Source organism: Vreelandella sp. L-15 (genome assembly GCF_056857635.1).
On record NZ_JBSXNN010000068.1, the window covers coordinates 23,298 to 40,069 of the forward strand.

17 protein-coding genes and 1 pseudogene are annotated in these 16,772 nt (G+C 54.1%); 5 read left to right on the top strand and 13 right to left on the bottom strand.

Annotated features, from left to right (window positions below):
- Positions 1-68: 68 nt before the first annotated feature.
- The 4 genes from dcd to cobA form a co-directional block, all read right to left on the bottom strand.
- A complete protein-coding gene (dcd, locus tag AC13CY_RS10225; RefSeq protein ID WP_044628317.1) occupies positions 69-635 on the bottom strand; it encodes a dCTP deaminase in 567 nt (188 codons plus the stop codon).
- Positions 636-646: 11 nt separating this feature from the next.
- Positions 647-1,447 (bottom strand): iron-sulfur cluster carrier protein ApbC, encoded by an 801-nt coding sequence (gene apbC / locus AC13CY_RS10230; protein ID WP_052509914.1) that lies wholly within the window; start codon positions 1,445-1,447, stop codon positions 647-649.
- 152 nt (positions 1,448-1,599) lie between these two features.
- Positions 1,600-2,766, bottom strand: a complete 1,167-nt coding sequence (locus AC13CY_RS10235; protein WP_044628318.1) for a coiled-coil domain-containing protein — start codon at positions 2,764-2,766, stop codon at positions 1,600-1,602.
- A 146-nt stretch (positions 2,767-2,912) separates the two neighbouring features.
- Positions 2,913-3,773, bottom strand: coding sequence for a uroporphyrinogen-III C-methyltransferase (cobA, locus tag AC13CY_RS10240; RefSeq protein WP_089674513.1), 861 nt, complete (start codon positions 3,771-3,773; stop codon positions 2,913-2,915).
- Between the two features lie 242 nt (positions 3,774-4,015).
- Here cobA and AC13CY_RS10245 point away from each other — a divergent pair, with 242 nt between their 5' ends.
- From AC13CY_RS10245 to AC13CY_RS10260, 4 genes and pseudogenes are all read left to right on the top strand, one after another.
- Positions 4,016-4,927 (top strand): GGDEF domain-containing protein, encoded by a 912-nt coding sequence (locus tag AC13CY_RS10245; RefSeq protein WP_137093326.1) that lies wholly within the window; start codon positions 4,016-4,018, stop codon positions 4,925-4,927.
- A gap of 29 nt (positions 4,928-4,956) precedes the next feature.
- Positions 4,957-5,295, top strand: a complete 339-nt coding sequence (locus AC13CY_RS10250; RefSeq protein WP_044628320.1) for a 4a-hydroxytetrahydrobiopterin dehydratase — start codon at positions 4,957-4,959, stop codon at positions 5,293-5,295.
- Positions 5,296-6,486 carry an amino acid aminotransferase gene (locus tag AC13CY_RS10255; RefSeq protein ID WP_054644959.1) on the top strand — a complete coding sequence of 397 codons (1,191 nt, stop codon included), beginning with the start codon at positions 5,296-5,298 and terminating at the stop codon, positions 6,484-6,486.
- A gap of 121 nt (positions 6,487-6,607) precedes the next feature.
- Positions 6,608-6,790, top strand: a pseudogene (locus AC13CY_RS10260) (NCS2 family permease); the annotation flags it as partial.
- Between the two features lies 1 nt (position 6,791).
- Here AC13CY_RS10260 and AC13CY_RS10265 read toward each other — a convergent pair.
- The 3 genes from AC13CY_RS10265 to AC13CY_RS10275 all read right to left on the bottom strand — a co-directional run bounded on the left by AC13CY_RS10265 (position 6,792) and on the right by AC13CY_RS10275 (position 9,460).
- A complete protein-coding gene (locus AC13CY_RS10265; RefSeq protein WP_044628322.1) occupies positions 6,792-8,126 on the bottom strand; it encodes an MATE family efflux transporter in 1,335 nt (444 codons plus the stop codon).
- Between the two features lie 104 nt (positions 8,127-8,230).
- On the bottom strand, positions 8,231-8,815 hold the full coding sequence (locus AC13CY_RS10270; protein WP_044628323.1) for a YceI family protein: 585 nt from the start codon (positions 8,813-8,815) through the stop codon (positions 8,231-8,233).
- Positions 8,816-8,902: 87 nt separating this feature from the next.
- Positions 8,903-9,460, bottom strand: a complete 558-nt coding sequence (locus AC13CY_RS10275; protein ID WP_062360409.1) for a cytochrome b — start codon at positions 9,458-9,460, stop codon at positions 8,903-8,905.
- 334 nt (positions 9,461-9,794) lie between these two features.
- Here AC13CY_RS10275 and AC13CY_RS10280 point away from each other — a divergent pair, with 334 nt between their 5' ends.
- On the top strand, positions 9,795-10,073 hold the full coding sequence (locus AC13CY_RS10280) for a LolA-like protein (RefSeq protein ID WP_044628325.1): 279 nt from the start codon (positions 9,795-9,797) through the stop codon (positions 10,071-10,073).
- Between the two features lie 100 nt (positions 10,074-10,173).
- Here AC13CY_RS10280 and AC13CY_RS10285 read toward each other — a convergent pair whose 3' ends face one another.
- The 6 genes from AC13CY_RS10285 to accD form a co-directional block, all read right to left on the bottom strand.
- Complete coding sequence (locus AC13CY_RS10285; RefSeq protein ID WP_062360411.1) at positions 10,174-11,373, bottom strand: O-succinylhomoserine sulfhydrylase; 1,200 nt, start codon at positions 11,371-11,373, stop codon at positions 10,174-10,176.
- Positions 11,374-11,474: 101 nt separating this feature from the next.
- Positions 11,475-12,995 (bottom strand): amidophosphoribosyltransferase, encoded by a 1,521-nt coding sequence (purF, locus tag AC13CY_RS10290; protein WP_044628327.1) that lies wholly within the window; start codon positions 12,993-12,995, stop codon positions 11,475-11,477.
- Between the two features lie 114 nt (positions 12,996-13,109).
- Positions 13,110-13,688 carry a CvpA family protein gene (locus tag AC13CY_RS10295; RefSeq protein WP_044628328.1) on the bottom strand — a complete coding sequence of 193 codons (579 nt, stop codon included), beginning with the start codon at positions 13,686-13,688 and terminating at the stop codon, positions 13,110-13,112.
- Between the two features lie 2 nt (positions 13,689-13,690).
- A complete protein-coding gene (locus AC13CY_RS10300; RefSeq protein ID WP_172514551.1) occupies positions 13,691-14,386 on the bottom strand; it encodes an SPOR domain-containing protein in 696 nt (231 codons plus the stop codon).
- A 17-nt stretch (positions 14,387-14,403) separates the two neighbouring features.
- Positions 14,404-15,711: a bifunctional tetrahydrofolate synthase/dihydrofolate synthase gene (gene folC / locus AC13CY_RS10305; RefSeq protein WP_232068245.1), complete on the bottom strand. Its 1,308-nt coding sequence runs from the start codon at positions 15,709-15,711 to the stop codon at positions 14,404-14,406.
- The gene (gene accD / locus AC13CY_RS10310; RefSeq protein ID WP_044628331.1) at positions 15,689-16,687 is read right to left on the bottom strand and encodes an acetyl-CoA carboxylase, carboxyltransferase subunit beta; all 999 of its coding nucleotides are present in this window, start codon (positions 16,685-16,687) and stop codon (positions 15,689-15,691) included. Before accD ends, folC begins: the two co-directional genes overlap by 23 nt.
- Positions 16,688-16,772: the final 85 nt, after the last annotated feature.

Consider the following 16,772-nt stretch of genomic DNA (forward strand, 5'->3'; position numbering starts at 1 on the left):
GAGCCTCCGTTAAAAAAAGCCTTGCCGCAGTGATGCGGCAAGGCTTTTTTAGTAGCACAGAAGGCGTATTAGGTACGCGGCAACGTCACGCCACGTTGGCCCATGTACTTACCACCCCTATCTTTATAAGAGGTTTCACACACCTCATCCGACTCCAGGAAGAGCATCTGGGCGACGCCTTCATGGGCATAGATCTTCGCGGGCAGGTTGGTGGTGTTGGAGAATTCCAGCGTCACGTGTCCTTCCCACTCAGGCTCCAGCGGCGTCACGTTGACGATGATGCCACAGCGCGCGTAGGTGGATTTGCCCAGACAAATGGTCAGCACATTACGCGGGATGCGGAAATACTCCACCGTCCGCGCCAGCGCAAAAGAGTTTGGCGGAATGATGCAAACATCGCCCTTCACATCGACAAAGCTTTTGTCGTCGAAGGCTTTAGGGTCAACAATCGCCGAGTGAATGTTGGTAAATACCTTAAACTCATCGGCGCAGCGTACATCGTAGCCGTAGCTGGAAGTGCCATAGGAGATCACCCGCTGGTCGTTCACATAGCGTACCTGCTCTGCCTCGAAAGGCTCGATCATGGCATCGCTTTGCGCCATCCGGCGAATCCACTTGTCTGATTTAATGCTCATCGGTTACTTCATCACTCGCTAAAAGAAATCGTAGGGCCGCCGCTTTGGCTAGCACTGACGGACTGCGCTACTTGGCTGGCAATCTCGGCAAAGGTACGGCTAACGGCACTGTCTGGCTCGGAAACCACGCTTGGGCGTCCAGAATCTGCCAGCTCGCGAATCGACAGGGTCAGCGGCAAACGTCCCAACACGGTAGTGTCGTACTCCTCTGCAATACGATCGCCACCGCCAGTGCCAAAAATAGCGGCTTCATGGCCGCACTTCTCGCAGTGGTACAGGCTCATGTTCTCCACCACGCCCAGCACTGGCACGTTCACTTTGCGGAACATTTCGATGCCTTTACGGGCATCCAATAGCGCGATGTCCTGTGGTGTCGTGACGATCACAGCACCAGATACCGGCACTTTCTGCGCCAGCGTTAGCTGGATGTCACCCGTGCCCGGCGGCATATCGATCAGCAGAAAATCCAGGTTATCCCACTGAGTTTGGGTCAGCATTTGTTGAAACGCACCCACCACCATCGGGCCACGCCACACCATGGCATCCCGCGTGTTAACCATAAACGCCATCGACATGGCCTGAATACCGTGGGCTTCCAACGGCAGAAACTTATTATCTGCCGCCGCCTGAGGACGCACACCCTCTTCTACACCCAGCATTTGTGCCTGGCTGGGGCCGTAAATATCTGCATCCAAAACGCCTACACGATAGCCCTGTGCAGACAACGCCAGCGCTAAATTGACGGTCACGGTGGATTTACCAACGCCACCTTTGCCGGATGCCACTGCCACAATATGTTTTACACCATCCATCAATGGCACTCCCGTTGTTTGTTTATCGTGAACATGGCGTGAATGATACTCCTCAGCGGTCTATTTCTAAACCAACAAACAAAAGCGGATGTGGGAAACCACCCCACATCCGCTAAAGGAGTTATCAACCCCCGGAAGCCACGGCGCCGTGCTTAGTTGCTGCTTGGCTGGCTCTCTTCAGCCGCTTGGGCATCTTCGCTCTCTGCATTGTTGTCATCACCAGCGCTATCTTCTTGGTCCTGGCCTTCCTGATTTTGCTGATCTTGTTGGTTTTGCTGTTCACCCGTTAGGCTGGGCACCTCACCAGAGGCAGCATCTTCTACGTTTAAACGCTCATCCAGCGCAGAGAGTTCATCGCGCCACTCGCTCAACTGCGCTTCTAAACGTGCTAGCTGCTCTTCACGGGTTTCGATATCGCTCTCGACCTTAGCCACTTCATCGCGACCGATATCCAGTGCCACCATCAGGTCGTCCATTTCAGTGCGAACCTGCTCTAGGCTTTGCTGCTCTTCTTCGCGCAGCTGAGTTAAAGAGTCCACTTCTGATTGCAGCGAGTCACGCTCTTCAACCACGTTATCGCGCTCATCCTGCAAGGTTTGCAGCTCGCTCTCCTGGGCAGCAATTTCCTCTTCAAGCGTCGCTAAGCGCTCATTGGCATCCGTCACTTGGGCTTCAAGATCGCTTAGCTTGGTTTCAGCGGCGCCTAGCTCTTCAACAGCTTGCTGACGCTGCTCTTCAGCTTCCTGACGAGCAGACTCTGCCTGCTGACGAGCGTCCTCGGCACTTTGACGAGCTTCTTCAACCTGCTGAAGCGACGCCTCCGCCTCATCGCGCTCACTTACCACTTGCTCACGCTCTTCACGAAGCGACTGCAACTCGCTTTCGGTGCTAGCAAGCTGCTCTTCCAAAGCAGTGACTTCCTGCTGCAGCGTTTCACGCTGGCTTTCTAACTCTTCAAGACGAGACTGTACGCTGCTGACATCTCCCTGAGCAGACTCAAGGCTGGCGGTTGCCTCTGCTTGCTGCTGCTCTAAAGACGCCATTTCATCGCGCATCGCGGTCAAATCAGTTTCGGCCTGCTCTACTTCCGACAGGCGCTGGCTGAGCTCAGTATTCTCTTGCTCAACGCTGGCGAGCTGCCCTTCAAGCGCCTCTACACGCTCCTGGTGGGTGCCTGAATTGGATTGCGCCATAATGGCCCAGATCACCGCAATGGCTGCAATACCGGCAATACCTTTGACCCGGTTATCCTTAAACAGCGTTTTCATATCCGGCTTGTGGCCTGGCGTGTACTGATCTGAACGGTTTTCTTCTGACATGCTGCGCCCCTCTTTTTGCTTGGCTACTGGCGTTAGCAGCGTTAGTGGCAAGTAGCACGATAAGTGAATGATCGTTTTTTAAAAGTGCTCTTTACTAGCATACACAGACAATTACATAACGCCACCCGGCTTGGCTCTCAAAACGCTCAACCATCTGTTAAACGCGCATGCTTACCCTCTGAAAAACCAACTGCTGTTCCGCTATCAGTCTCAAACCATGAAAGCGTCCGGTGCAGCGATACCACGCTACCAATTATTAACAGCGTGGGTGGCTTAATGTCACCTGCTAAAAAGCCATCCGGCAAATGCTGTAGTGTGCCTATGTGGGTTCGTTGCTGTTGTGTAGTGCCTTGCTCAATCAGTGCAAGAGGTGTTGCTGGGTTTAAACCATGAGCAATCAGCTCCTGACAGATCAACGTGAGATTGCTCAACCCCATATAAAACACCAGCGTTTGGCCAGGCTGAGCTAAGGTGGGCCAATCTAGGGTAAATTCGCCATGCTGAAGATGTCCGGTCACAAACCGCACCGACTGCGCATGGTCGCGATGCGTCAACGGAATGCCCGCATAAGCTGCACATCCGGAAGCGGCGGTAATGCCAGGCACTACCTCAACGGGCACATTAGCGGCGACCAGCGTTTCAAGCTCTTCACCACCGCGCCCAAAAATAAATGGATCACCGCCTTTCAGGCGTACCACCTGCTTTCCTTGCCTAGCCCACTCTACCAGCGATTGATTGATATCCTCCTGCGGGACGCTATGGGAGGAGCGCGCTTTGCCCACGTAGTGGCGCGCGGTCTCTGCGGGTAACAGTGCCAAAATTTCATCGCTAACCAAGCGGTCATACAGCACGACTTCCGCACTCAAAAGTCGTTTGTAAGCCTTTAACGTTAATAAATCAGGGTCTCCTGGGCCAGCCCCTACCAAGCTAACGCGCCCCTGGGAACGCGGCGCCGCTTCAGATGCTGTTGCCGTAACGGCGCCCGTATGTAATTTCTGCGTAACCAAAGCGACCACCAAATAGAATTAAAATATTTTTTAATATTTCAAAAAAAGAATAAAAAGCATAATCCGCCCCAACTTTTGCCATTTTTACGGCAAAACAACAAAAATGGAATAGATGAGAAATTTTTAATTACCAAAAAATATTAAAAAAGATGAATTGTCAGCAAAAGCTTACATATTGTTTACGATTTTACCGCTAATCTTCACGGCTAAATTACAACAGGCATAAAATTGGAGATTCACGCATGCCCGTGAATGATGCACCTGTACCTCCTGTAGCCATACCTCAAAGTGCTGATACCTTAGTTCCACATATCCCTGGGGTGCTTTTTCAATTCTATCGCTCCCATAGCGGCCATATGCACTTCCCTTACCTAGAGGGCGGCGGCATGGCGCTTGCTTATGTTGACAGACAGCAGCTAGCGACCGATGCAAGCCAACTAATCGAGCAGTTAACAGGTAATGATCACCCTAAGGTGATGTCAGCCATTGAGCGCTCTGCGCGCTGGATGCTGCCGTTAAATACGCGTTTCAGGCTGCCCTTTCCTAAAGCAAAACCGCACTGGATCGCCGTTAGCGCTAACCCCGAGCCAATGGAGACGGGGGTACGCTGGAACGGCATTATGCTGGATATTACTGACCAAGTGCTGGAAGAGCTTCGCTTGCGCAAACTAAGCGATACCGACCCGCTGACCGGCCTACCTAATCGGCGCAAACTGATGGGGCAATTAACCCACCTCACATCGCTGAGCACACGCCACGGTACGCCGCTTTCGATCATGATGATCGATATCGACCACTTCAAACGGCTCAACGACCGCTGGGGTCATCTACAAGGTGATAGCGTTCTTGAACAGCTAGCCGATGTGACGCAGTCACTGCTTCGCTGTGAAGATATGGTGGCAAGGCTAGGGGGTGAAGAGTTTATGGTAGTGCTGCCGCTTACCTCGCTGCAGCAATGCCATAAGCTTGCCGACCGTTTACGCCACACCATTGCAGACTACGATTTTGGCATTGGCCAGGGTAACGTCACACTCAGCATTGGCGTGGCTGAATATCGTTGCGGAGAGCCACTGGTGAGCCTGATCGAACGGGCCGATCGAGCGTTATATAGTGCAAAGGATGTTGGTCGTGACTGTGTCTGCCTTCTACCCTGATAGATAAGTCAACCCTGGAGACTAACACTATGACATCTCTTGCTCAGTCGCAGTGCGAACCCTGCAGCGGTAGCGCTATACCGCTCTCTTATGACGCATGCCAAGCGCATCTTAAGGCGCTTCCAGAGTGGCAGATTATCGAGCACGATGGCATCATGAAGCTGACGAGACAATTTACGTTTCGTAATTTTGCTGATGCGCTAGCGTTTAGCCAGCGTGTTGGTGATGTCGCAGAGCAGGCTGGCCATCACCCAGTATTGGTGACCGAGTGGGGCAAAACCACGGTGACGTGGTGGTCCCATAAAATAAACGGCCTGCATCTTAATGACTTCATTCTTGCCGCCAGAACCGACGAGGTAGCCGAATAAATGTTTGAGCAAATTGAGCGAGTCCCTGGAGATGCCATTCTCGGGCTGATCGAAGCTTTCAAAAAAGATACCAACCCGCAGAAAGTGGACCTTGGTGTTGGTGTATACCGCGACGCCGCTGGCAACACGCCGGTCATGCGCGCCGTCAAGGAAGCAGAAGCTCGCCTGCTCAAGAATGAAACCACCAAAACCTACATTGGCTCCCACGGTGCACCCGCTTATGGCGATGTCGTTCTGCCGATGGTATTGGGCGCTGACTCTGCGGTGCTAAAAGCCAACCGCGCCAGCGCTACCCAGTCCCCTGGCGGCACCGGTGCCTTACGTCTGGCAGCCGACTTTATTGCCAGCCAACTGCCAGGTAAAGGCATTTGGGTCAGCGACCCCACTTGGCCGAACCACCACGGTATTTTCACCGCTGCCGGCATTGAACTGCATAAGTACCCCTATGTAGATGCCGACAACCGTTTAGATTTTGATGGTATGTTGGCCGCGCTGAAAAAGATCCCCGAAGGCGATGTAGTGGTATTGCATGCCTGCTGCCACAACCCGACCGGTTTTGATCTTTCTCAACAGCAGTGGCAAGAAGTGCTGGCGGTACTGAAAGAGCGCCATTTGTTGCCACTCGTCGACTTCGCTTACCAAGGTTTCGGTGAAGGCCTTGATGAAGACGCCTATGGCGTTCGCCTGCTAGCTGAAAACCTGGATGAAGTGATCATCACCAGTTCCTGCTCCAAGAACTTTGGTATTTACTGTGAGCGCACGGGCTGCTTGATTCTGGTCGCTAAAGACGCCGAGCAGATGGAGAACGTTCGCTCCCAGGTGGCTATTGTCGCCCGTGAAAACTACTCTAACCCGCCAGCCCACGGCGGTGCGATTGTCAGCGAGATTTTGCATGATGCAGAGCTTTCTGCCATGTGGCGCGAAGAGCTGACCGAAATGCGTGACCGGATCAACACGCTGCGTCGTGACTTCGTTGATGCGCTGAAGCCTTACGGTCTCGATGAGAAGTACGCCTGCGTTGCCGAGCAGCGCGGTATGTTCTCTTACACCGGCCTCACGCCCGAACAGGTAGATCGTCTGCGCGACGAGTTCGGCATATATATGGTGCGCTCTGGCCGCGCGAACGTGGCAGGCTTCTCCCATGAAAATCTGCCCTACCTCGCCAAAGCCATTGCTTCGGTTAACGACTAACCAACGGCATACCCTATCCACGCCCAGGCCAAGCGCCTGGGCGTTTTTGTTGGTAACAACTGGCTATTTCGAAAAGCCATAAGATTATCAACCCCTTGGCAAATGTTGTGTACAATTGCGCGTTCGCCGCCAATTCCGACGAGCAGCCGCGTTTGCTGTGATAGCCGCAGGCTTCTCGTTTGTCGGCTTAATGCATGCGCCCAAACTCGCTTTTAACGCCGCGCCGGAATTTGTGATGGGCTACTTAGCCATGGCCCTGCTGTTTACGTACTTCTCGTTCCAAGAAGCCCCCTATAAACGCTAAGCTAGCCTGACGCTCCCGCCTGCCGATGCGGGCGGGAGAGGATACGCTTCAGCAAGACCCAGGCCGTTAGCCCGGCCAGTAAATTGCCGATAGCTGCACCAGCAGCGAGGCCCGTCCAGCCAAATAGCGCTGCCCCTAGCCATAAACAGGGCAGGTAGCAGATAAACAGCCGCGCACTAGAAAGCAGCATTGCCCTAAGCGGCCACCCCAGCGCATTACCCGCCGATACGACCAGCATGCACACTCCAAGTGCTGCGTAGCTTGGCAGCATAAAGCGAATCAGCAGAGCAAGTTCACTCTGCACCCCTGGATTGCCCGCCAAGGCCATGGCCACCCACGGCGACGCTAACGCCAGCAGCACGCCAAGGCTTAGCTGCCAGATCACGGCCACTTTTAATGCTAGGCGCATAAGCTGCTGAATTTGCCCCCAATCCCCCGCGCCATAACAGCGCCCCAGCCAAGGGGGCAACGACATGGTCATGGCAAGAATCACCATCAGCGATAGCGTCTCAAGGCGACTCGCTAACCCCCACGCCGCTACTTGGGTGTCGCCTAAGCCCGCCACTGCGGCAATGGCAAGCATTGCCGCCAGCGGCGGCATTAACTGGCTGACCATCGCGGGAGCGGCAATGCCTGTAAAAGGCCGCCATGAGCGCACAGCTTCTTGCCCAATATCATCCATTGTCGCCCACTGACAGCGCCGCAATTTAGCCCCTGTTAGCAACAGCCCAACGGAAAACGCCACGGCAGTCGCCCACGCTGCCCCCGGAAGCCCCCAACCTTCCCAGCCACCTACACCAAAAATAAACAGCGGATCGAGCGCTAGGTTGATCAGGCTACTGAGCACCATCATCTTGCCGGGCATGCGTGTATCACCGTGAGCACGAAAAACGCTATACATAAAGTAAAGCAGCGCCCCTAACCAGGCAGAAAATAGCTGAGGCCCCCAGTAGGTACGAATATACGTCAGCGCCGTTTCGTCCGCCCCCAACAGCTGAAAGAGCGGCACCTGAAGCAGCCATAACGCCACTGCCAGTACGGCAATCACCGCCCCACCAGCAATCAGCACTAGACTTGAGAGCCGCTTGGCCCTCGCCTGCTCTCCTGCTCCTAATGCTCTGGAAATCAGCGCGGCGATGGCAATGCCCATTCCCACTTGTATACCAATGATCAAAAACGACAGAGGAAAGGTAAACGACTGAGCCGCCAGCGGCGCAGTGCCTAAACGTGCGATAAACGCACTATCCACAAGCTGAAAACCCAATAGCGCCAGCACACCAATGGCCATCGGCCACGTTTGCCGCCATAGGGTTATCGCCAACTCGCGTTGTTGCATGACAGCTGCCAAAAACTGACTCCTTAACATCATAAATGTAGGAATACTAAACGCAAAAAAACGCCACCACCCGTTAGGGTGGCGGCGTTTTTAAACCGTATCGCTTACTGGCGAATACCTTCAAACGTCACGTACAGCTCAACTTCGTGCATAACTTCCGGGAAATCGCTCATGTTAATACCGAAATCGCCGAGGGTAAGCATCGTGCTGCCTTCAAAACCTGCACGGTAATTGCCCCAGGGGTCTTCACCTTCGCCCATCAGGGTTACCGGCATTTCGATCACTTGAGTCTGACCATGCAGCGTTAGCTCACCGGTCACAACGCCTTCATTGTCGCCGGTAGATTCAAAACCGGTAGAAGTAAACGTCGCCGTGGGGAATTCGCTGGCATTCAGGAAGTCACCACTCAAGATGTGACGGTCACGCTCAGCATGATTACTGGTCAGACTATCAATTTGAACTTCCATTTCGACAGAAGAAGCGTCCAGATCGTCAGCATCGTAAGAGAACTGGCCGTCAAACTCTTCAAAGCTGCCCAGGATGTAGGAGAAGCCCAGGTGGTTAATTTTGAATTGAACGAAGGCGTGCTGGCCTTCCGTATCAATCTGGTAGTCCGCTGCCTGTGCTTGGCTCAAAGGAACCATCGCCGCTGCCGCTACGGCTACTGCCATTACGCTTTTCTTCATCATTATTTCCATCTCCTTTCTTTCCTTTATGGGCACTGTCGGCATTGCCTCTACCTTACCCGACAGCGTTCAAAAATTGTCACCCAGCAATCAGAGGCTGGTTCGGCTATAGCGGGGGTTTACCATCCGACTCAGCGTTGTATGACGATACCGGTAGTGATGTACTAACGCTGCCAGGGCATGACCACCCGCCAACAGCATTAGCGCAATCGCGCTATACCAATGAACCTCCCCCGCAAGGCTTGCCTGATTCGGCAGATCGTACAGCACCGCAGGAATCTCAAACCATCCAAACACGCTAATACCGCGGCCATTCGCTGTGGAAATCAAATAGCCACTGGTCAGCACAAGCAGTAATAGTACATAAAGCGCTATATGGCCCAGGTGAGCAGCAGCTTGCTCTAAGCGGCTGCCTTCTCCCGCAGGCGTGGGCTGAGCAAAACGCCATATTAAGCGGCCTACGGTCGCCAGTAGTAACAAAATACCTATCGAGCGATGAACCCAGGGGCCTTGGTTATACCAAGGATCGTAATAACCCAATCCGGTCATCCACCAGCCCAAAATAAACAACCCAATGATCGCCAGGGCACTGAGCCAGTGAAAAAGAATACTAATGACACCCCAACCGCTGCGTGTGTTCCGCAACATCCTTGATTCCCCATATAAAACTGCCCGCAAGGGTCTGCCCGCTCGTTTCGTAATGAGCATACCGTTTCACCGGCAAAAACTCTGCTGAAAAAAGCAGAATACATCGTTCGTAAAAACCATTGGTTATGTCGCTAATGACTCTGATGCTTCTTCACAAATTCTCCACGACATGTTCCAAGCCTAGCATCTTAGACGAAAGTTTAAAAAATCGAACAAACCCAGCAATTTTAATCAATTTTACTATTTGTTTAGCGCACTTATTATTAGCGCACTTTCTGACACGACACATCACAACGCTTTTAAACGAATCCACTATCTATAGAGAGTATGACCCATGAAAAAATTGACCCTTATTTCCGCTATCGCCCTAACATTGACCTCTACAGCGGCTCTAGCCGAACAAGGCTCTGCTGAGCTCAATGAAATCGTTCAGGCCAGCTCTTCTGTGAACCACAGCACAGAAAGCTTAAACCTGACGCCCGCTGATCTGACGCGTGTAAACGGTGATGCTGCTAAAAACACCGTTATCGAGCCTAGCTCTGAAGCGCGTCACTCAAACAGCAACAATGACCAGATTGCGCAGTCTGACCTGCCGCATCGCAACGCCTCCTAAGACAGGTAAGCGCTGCTGTCCAACGCAGAAACGCTTAGCTCCTTAGATGACAAAAACCCACCTCACGGTGGGTTTTTTATTTAGCTTGAACCAATGTTCCTTACTGGGCGGCTAGTACATCTAGGCCTCGTGCCAAGTCACGCTGAATATCTTCCTGACTTTCAAGCCCAACGGCCACACGAACCAAGCCCGGCGAAATGCCTGCCGCCGCTTTCTGTGCGTCCGAGAGACGGCCATGCGTGGTGGTTGCCGGATGAGTAATAGTGGTTTTTACATCACCTAAGTTCCCGGTAATGGAAAGCATCCGCGTGGCATCAATGACCTGCCAAGCGCCCTCTTGCCCACCTTTCACCTCAAAACCGAGCACCGCACCAAAGCCCTGCTGCTGCTGTTTCGCTAACACATGTTGAGGATGTGCTTCCAGCCCGCTGTAGTAGACGCGATTGACGGCCGGATGCTGATCTAGCCAGAGCGCCAGTGCCAGTGCGTTTTCACAGTGCGCTTTCATACGCAGTGAGAGGGTTTCCAAGCCTTTGGTGAAAATCCACGCATTAAACGGGCTCATGCAAGGTCCACAGGTGCGCACGACACCAAAAACTTCTTCCATCACGTCATGCTTGCCTACCACGGCTCCGCCTACTGCGCGTCCCTGACCATCCAGATATTTCGTGGCAGAGTGAATGACCAAGTCCGCACCTAGCGCGATAGGCTTTTGCAGTGCGGGGGTCAAAAAGCAGTTATCAATGGCGAGCAGTGCACCGCTACGCTTGGCGAGCGCCGCCAGCGCAGGGATATCCGCCACTTCGGAAAGCGGGTTTGAAGGCGTTTCAGCAAACAGCAGCTTAGTCTTAGGGCTGATCGCCTCTTCCCACGCGGCCAAGTTGGAAAGCTCCACATAGCGCGTTGTGATACCGAACTTGCCCAGATACTTATCAAACAGGCTGACCGTGGAGCCAAATAGCGAACGAGACGCCACAATCTCATCGCCTGCCGACAGCAGTGCCAGCGCCGTTGAGAGAATGGCTGACATGCCAGAGCTAGTCGCCACGCAGCGTTCACCACCTTCAAGCGCCGCTAGACGGCGCTCGAAAGTATGTACGGTAGGGTTCGTAAAGCGCGAGTAAACATTGCCTGGCTCTTTACCACCAAACTTGCGTGCCGCCTCGGCAGCACTCTCGTACACAAAGCTTGATGTGGGAAAAATGGGTTCCGAGTGCTCCTGCTCAAACGTGCGGTGGTGGCCCGCGCGAATAGCAAGCGTCTCAAGCGACCACTCATCCTGATGGCTATCTTCGTGCATGGCAGAGCCCCTTATTCCAAACGCGATTTCAAAATGCTAATTATTGCACCACATACACATTTCTCCTGCGGGCCACTTGGGCACCGCAGGTAGCGTGACACTTAATCGTCCAGATCGTCGTCTTGATTATGCATATCGACCAGCGCGTGGTCACCCGCGCTCTGATCTTTTACTGCATCGTTACGGCTGGCTTCCAAGACGGCCAAATACGCATCGTCAATGTCGCCAGTGACGTAGTTACCGTCAAATACTGAACAGTCGAAGGCTTCCATGTCAGGATTTACTTCGCGGCAGGCGTCTTTTAGATCTTCCAGATCCTGATAGAAGATGCGGTCGGCACCGATCAGCTGCCCAACTTCCTCTTCAGTACGACCATGGGCGATCAGCTCAGACGCCGCAGGCATATCAATCCCATAAACGTTGGGGTAGCGAACGGGCGGCGCGGCAGAGGCAAAGTAAACCTTACGCGCACCAGCATCTCGCGCCATCTGAATAATCTGTTTGCAGGTGGTACCTCGTACGATGGAGTCATCCACTAGCAGTACATTCTTGCCTTTGAACTCCACATCAATGGCGTTCAGCTTTTGGCGTACCGATTTTTTACGCTGGGTTTGACCCGGCATAATAAAGGTACGGCCAATGTAGCGGTTCTTCATAAAGCCTTCGCGGTAGGTCACGCCGAGATGCTGAGCCATCTCTAGAGCGGAAGTACGCGAGGTATCGGGAATTGGAATAACCACATCGATATCGTGATCCGGCCACTCGCTCAAGATGCGATCACCCAGCTTACGACCCATCTGCATCCGCGTGCCGTAAACGTAAGCACCGTCCAGGATAGAGTCAGGACGCGCCAGATAAACATGCTCAAAAATGCACGAGCGTAGCTGTGGGCGATCTGCACATACCTGGGTGTGTACTTGCCCCTGCATATCAACAAAAATCGCTTCGCCGGGGCCAAGGTCGCGTTCCAGCTCGAAGCCACCCACGTCCAGGGCCACCGACTCAGAGGCAATCATCACCTCTTGGCCATCAGCATCCTGACGGGTACCAAACACCACCGGACGAATGCCGTGGGGGTCACGGAACGCCACCATACCAAACCCATTAATAATCGCGACCGCCGCGTAGCCGCCTTTGCAGCGCCGGTGCACTCTACGAACCGCATCGAAAATATCCTCAGCTTCCAGGTGCAGTCCCTGTTTGCCCAGTTCGTGGGCGAACACATTCAGCAGCACTTCAGAGTCGGAGCTGGTATTGATGTGGCGAAGATCCGTGGAGAACAGCTCCTGCTTCAACTGCTCTGAGTTGGTCAGGTTACCGTTGTGGGCCAGCGCAATGCCGTAAGGAGAGTTAACGTAGAAAGGCTGTGATTCTGCCTCACTGGAGGAGCCAGCTGTCGGATAGCGAACATGACCAATGCCCAGGTTGCCTTTCAGGCGTGCCATGTGGCGAGTATGGAAGACGTCACGAACTAAGCCGTTACTCTTGCGCAGTAGGAAGCGTCCCTCGTTCCAAGTCATCATTCCGGCAGCGTCTTGGCCCCGATGCTGAAGTACGGTCAGGGCATCGTAGATTCCCTGATTTACTGCCTGCTTGGCCAGAAGGCCCACTATACCGCACATTCCAGTTACCTCGCTTTAATACCATGGCTTACTGACGCAAGCCCGTACGTTCATCAAACTGACAAGCACTGGCGCTGGAAGCAGCACCAGCGGAGAATTTTCTGGCAGTTCCCGTTACTCAACTTCAGGGGCGCTGCTGGAGGGTAGCGTCGGCTGTGGGCGACGCAGTTCAGGTAGCGAAATATCGCGCAGCGACTCAGGCGGTGTCGGCAGCTCCCGCTCCCATTGGTCTAGCTGGCTGACCGCCCAATCGCGAAGCTCAATAAAGGTTGGCCGTAACGATGCTTGCTGCCAAGCCTGGAGCTCAGCCAGCGGCGTTAGGGTAATCAACACAGTAGCCACTAACAGAATCACCGCCCCGCGGGCTATCCCAAAGGCAGCACCTGCAAATCGATTCAACAACCCCATGCCAACCCATTCAACGGCCGCATGCACCACGCGAATAACAATGCCACATAACAGAATGACGGCAAAAATCACCAGAGCAAATGCCAGCACTAAGCGTGCATCAAAGCTCTCAATAAAGCCGCTCATTAACTCTGCAACGGGCTCCGCCAAAACACGTGCGACCATTAACGCAACGACCCAAGCAGCTAAGCCAAGCGACTCGCGCACGAAACCGCGCACAAAGCCCGCCAGCATCGAAAGCCCAAGAACGGCTAAAAACAGCGCATCAATCCAGGTCAATGCCATCGTTAATCTCTTACTCGAACAAGCAAACCCTGCACATTAATACGCTGTTTGATAAGCGCCATCGCTGCCTCACCATCCTCAGACGTGGCGTAAGGGCCTACTAATACAGTAGTCAGATTGTTATCACGGGCGCGCTGAAACACGCTAAAACCTTCACCGCTTAGCTGGTCGCTAATACGCTGGGCATTGGCGGTATCACCAAAGCTGCCCACCTGGACTGCCCACTCACCCTGCTGCTGAGCAGAGGGTGCTACGGAGGCACTGCTATTGCGGCTCTCATTCGCTGCGACCAGCGCGGCAATGGGGTCTTCTTGCGGCGGAGAATCCGGTTCACGGCTGGGCTGCGAAGGCGCTTGTTGGCTAGGCTCGGCAGCAGCAGTTTGCGACGATGAACCTTCATCAGAACTAGAGCTCGCTACTTGATCTGTTTGTGGCGCTCGAGGTATTTCCTCTATCGGCTCATTCAGCGCTTCATCGGTAAGGACAGGTGACGACGGTGCAGGTGTATCAATGGTGTCAGGCATGTCAGGCACGGGCACATCTTGACGCTCCACATCCATAGGCTGTTCGATCACAAAGGTGGGCTGAGGGCGCTCTTCCCGAGGTGCGGGGTCGCTCATCAACCAAGGGACAACGATGGCCAGTAGCGCCAGCAGTATCACGATGCCACTAATGCGTTCCGTTTTACCGTATTTCATATCCCTCTCCATCAAGCTTAGCGTGCCCGCGGCGCTGCTTGCGGCAGTGGCATGGCCAGTAACTCAGCTACCGTGAAGAATGAGCCGGTGGCCAGCACGCGGTCCTCTGGGGCTAGCTGCTTGGCAAGCTTGGCAACCCCCGCTGCGGGGGAGTCGGCGCAATAATACACGTGTCCGCCCAGCGACGTAATACGTTTGGCTAACTCGTCTGCAGAACGGCCACGCTCACCTTCAAGGGTAACGCACACCCAGTCCGTGATACTTGGCAAAAGCGCCTGAATCACACCGTCGGCATCTTTGTCGTTAAGCATACCAATCAACGCCCACTGACGACCCCCTTTGGGTGGTGCGGGCAAACGGCGGGCCACGTAGTGTGCCGCATGAGGGTTATGCCCTACGTCCAAACACCACTGCCCTACCCACTGCATTCGCCCGGAGAGCGTTACCGTACGCAGCGCTTTGCGCACCGTGTTTAACTGCAAAGTGACACCCGCTAAGGCCAGCGCTTGAAGCGCCGTGGCGGCATTATCAAGTGGCAATCCAGGGTCTGGTAAACCATCCAGCGAAAGTGTACTGCCATCGGCATTAAGGCCATGCCAGCACCAGGGGTTGCCTACCGTCTCACCAGCGCTATGACTGAAGGCGGTGCCTAGTGCGTAGCTATGGGCTGCTATCGCTATTGCTGATTCCAACACGCTTGGCGGAAGCGACTGGCTACCTAGCACAGCGGGTTTTAGCGGGCGAAAAATACCCGCCTTTTCTCGCCCGATCTGTTCAAGATCGTTGCCTAGAAAATTCGCGTGATCAAGCGCAATCGTGGTCACGATAGCCACGTCCGCGTCAATAATATTCACCGCGTCTAAACGGCCGCCCAGCCCCACTTCCAGAATCGCAATATCCAATGTGGCATTAGCCAAGCACCACAGCGCACACAACGTGCCAGCTTCGAAATACGTGAGGCTAATTGAAGGCTCTTGTAAACGGGCGTTTTCTACTTGCTGAAAGCCTTCCACCAAACGCTGATCGCTGGCTTCCCGGCCATCCACCGTCACGCGTTCGTTGTAACGCAGCAAGTGCGGAGAGGTATAAGTACCCGCCCGTAACCCGTGGGCACGAGCGACAGCATCTATCATGGCAAGGGTAGAGCCCTTGCCATTGGTACCTGCTACCGTGATGACCTGTTTCGCGATGGGGCGCTCTAGCAACCCCATACGCTTGGCCACCAGAGAAACACGCTCCAGCCCCATATCGATCCCTACGGGATGCAGGGTTTCAAGGTGATGAAGCCATTCGACTAAGGTATTAGGCATTGCGTGAAGCGTCATCGCTCGTCGCGTGACGAGAATCGGCTTGAGCAGATGTCTCTGCCGCTTCCGCTAGCTGCTCTTCATTGGCCACCGGCTCAACCACCTCAGCCTCGGGCAGATCACCTTCAGCCGGGTTAGCGCTTTGATGTGTCAGCTTACGCAGCACGCCACCCACGCGGGCACGCATATCGTGGCGGTGAACAATCATGTCCACCGTGCCGTGCTCTAGCAGGAACTCACTGCGCTGGAAGCCTTCCGGCAGCGTTTCACGCACGGTTTGCTCAATAACACGGGGGCCAGCAAAACCAATTAGCGCGTTGGGCTCGGCAATATTTAGGTCGCCCAACATCGCCAAGGAAGCCGAAACACCACCAAACACGGGGTCAGTCAGCACCGAAATATAGGGCACGCCCGCCTGCTTGAGTTTCTCAAGGGCCGCTGAGGTTTTCGCCATCTGCATCAGCGAGAACAGCGCTTCCTGCATACGCGCACCACCCGAGGCAGCAAAGCAGACCAACGGAATGCCCTCTTCCAGAGCGATGGTGGCGGCACGTACAAATTTCTCACCCACCACAGCGCCCATAGAACCACCCATAAAGGTGAACTCAAACGCCACAGCAACGATCGGCAGGCCATCCAGCTCGCCGCGCATCGCCACCAGCGCGTCTTTCTCGCCAGTCTCTTTTTGCGCTGCGGTCAGGCGGTCTTTGTACTTCTTGGAGTCGCGGAATTTGAGGCGATCATTCGGCTCAATCTCTGCCGCGATCTCTTCGCGCCCCTGTTTATCCAAGAACCAGTCCAAGCGTTTGCGCGCCGTTAAGCGTAAATGATGCTCACACTTGGGGCATACGCTGTGATGTTTCTCTAATTCAGGCAGGTAGAGAACGGCTTCACACTTGGGACATTTACGCCAGAGACCATCGGGCACGCTGGCACGACGGTCTTTACGCTGGATACGCCCCATGGAGGGCACGATCTTGTCTAACCAGCTCATATCAAAAAGGCTTCCGTGTACGTCAAGGCTTGGCAGCGCCAAGCCTGATGAGTGTCGTCAATCAATTCAGTGTAGACGATGAGGG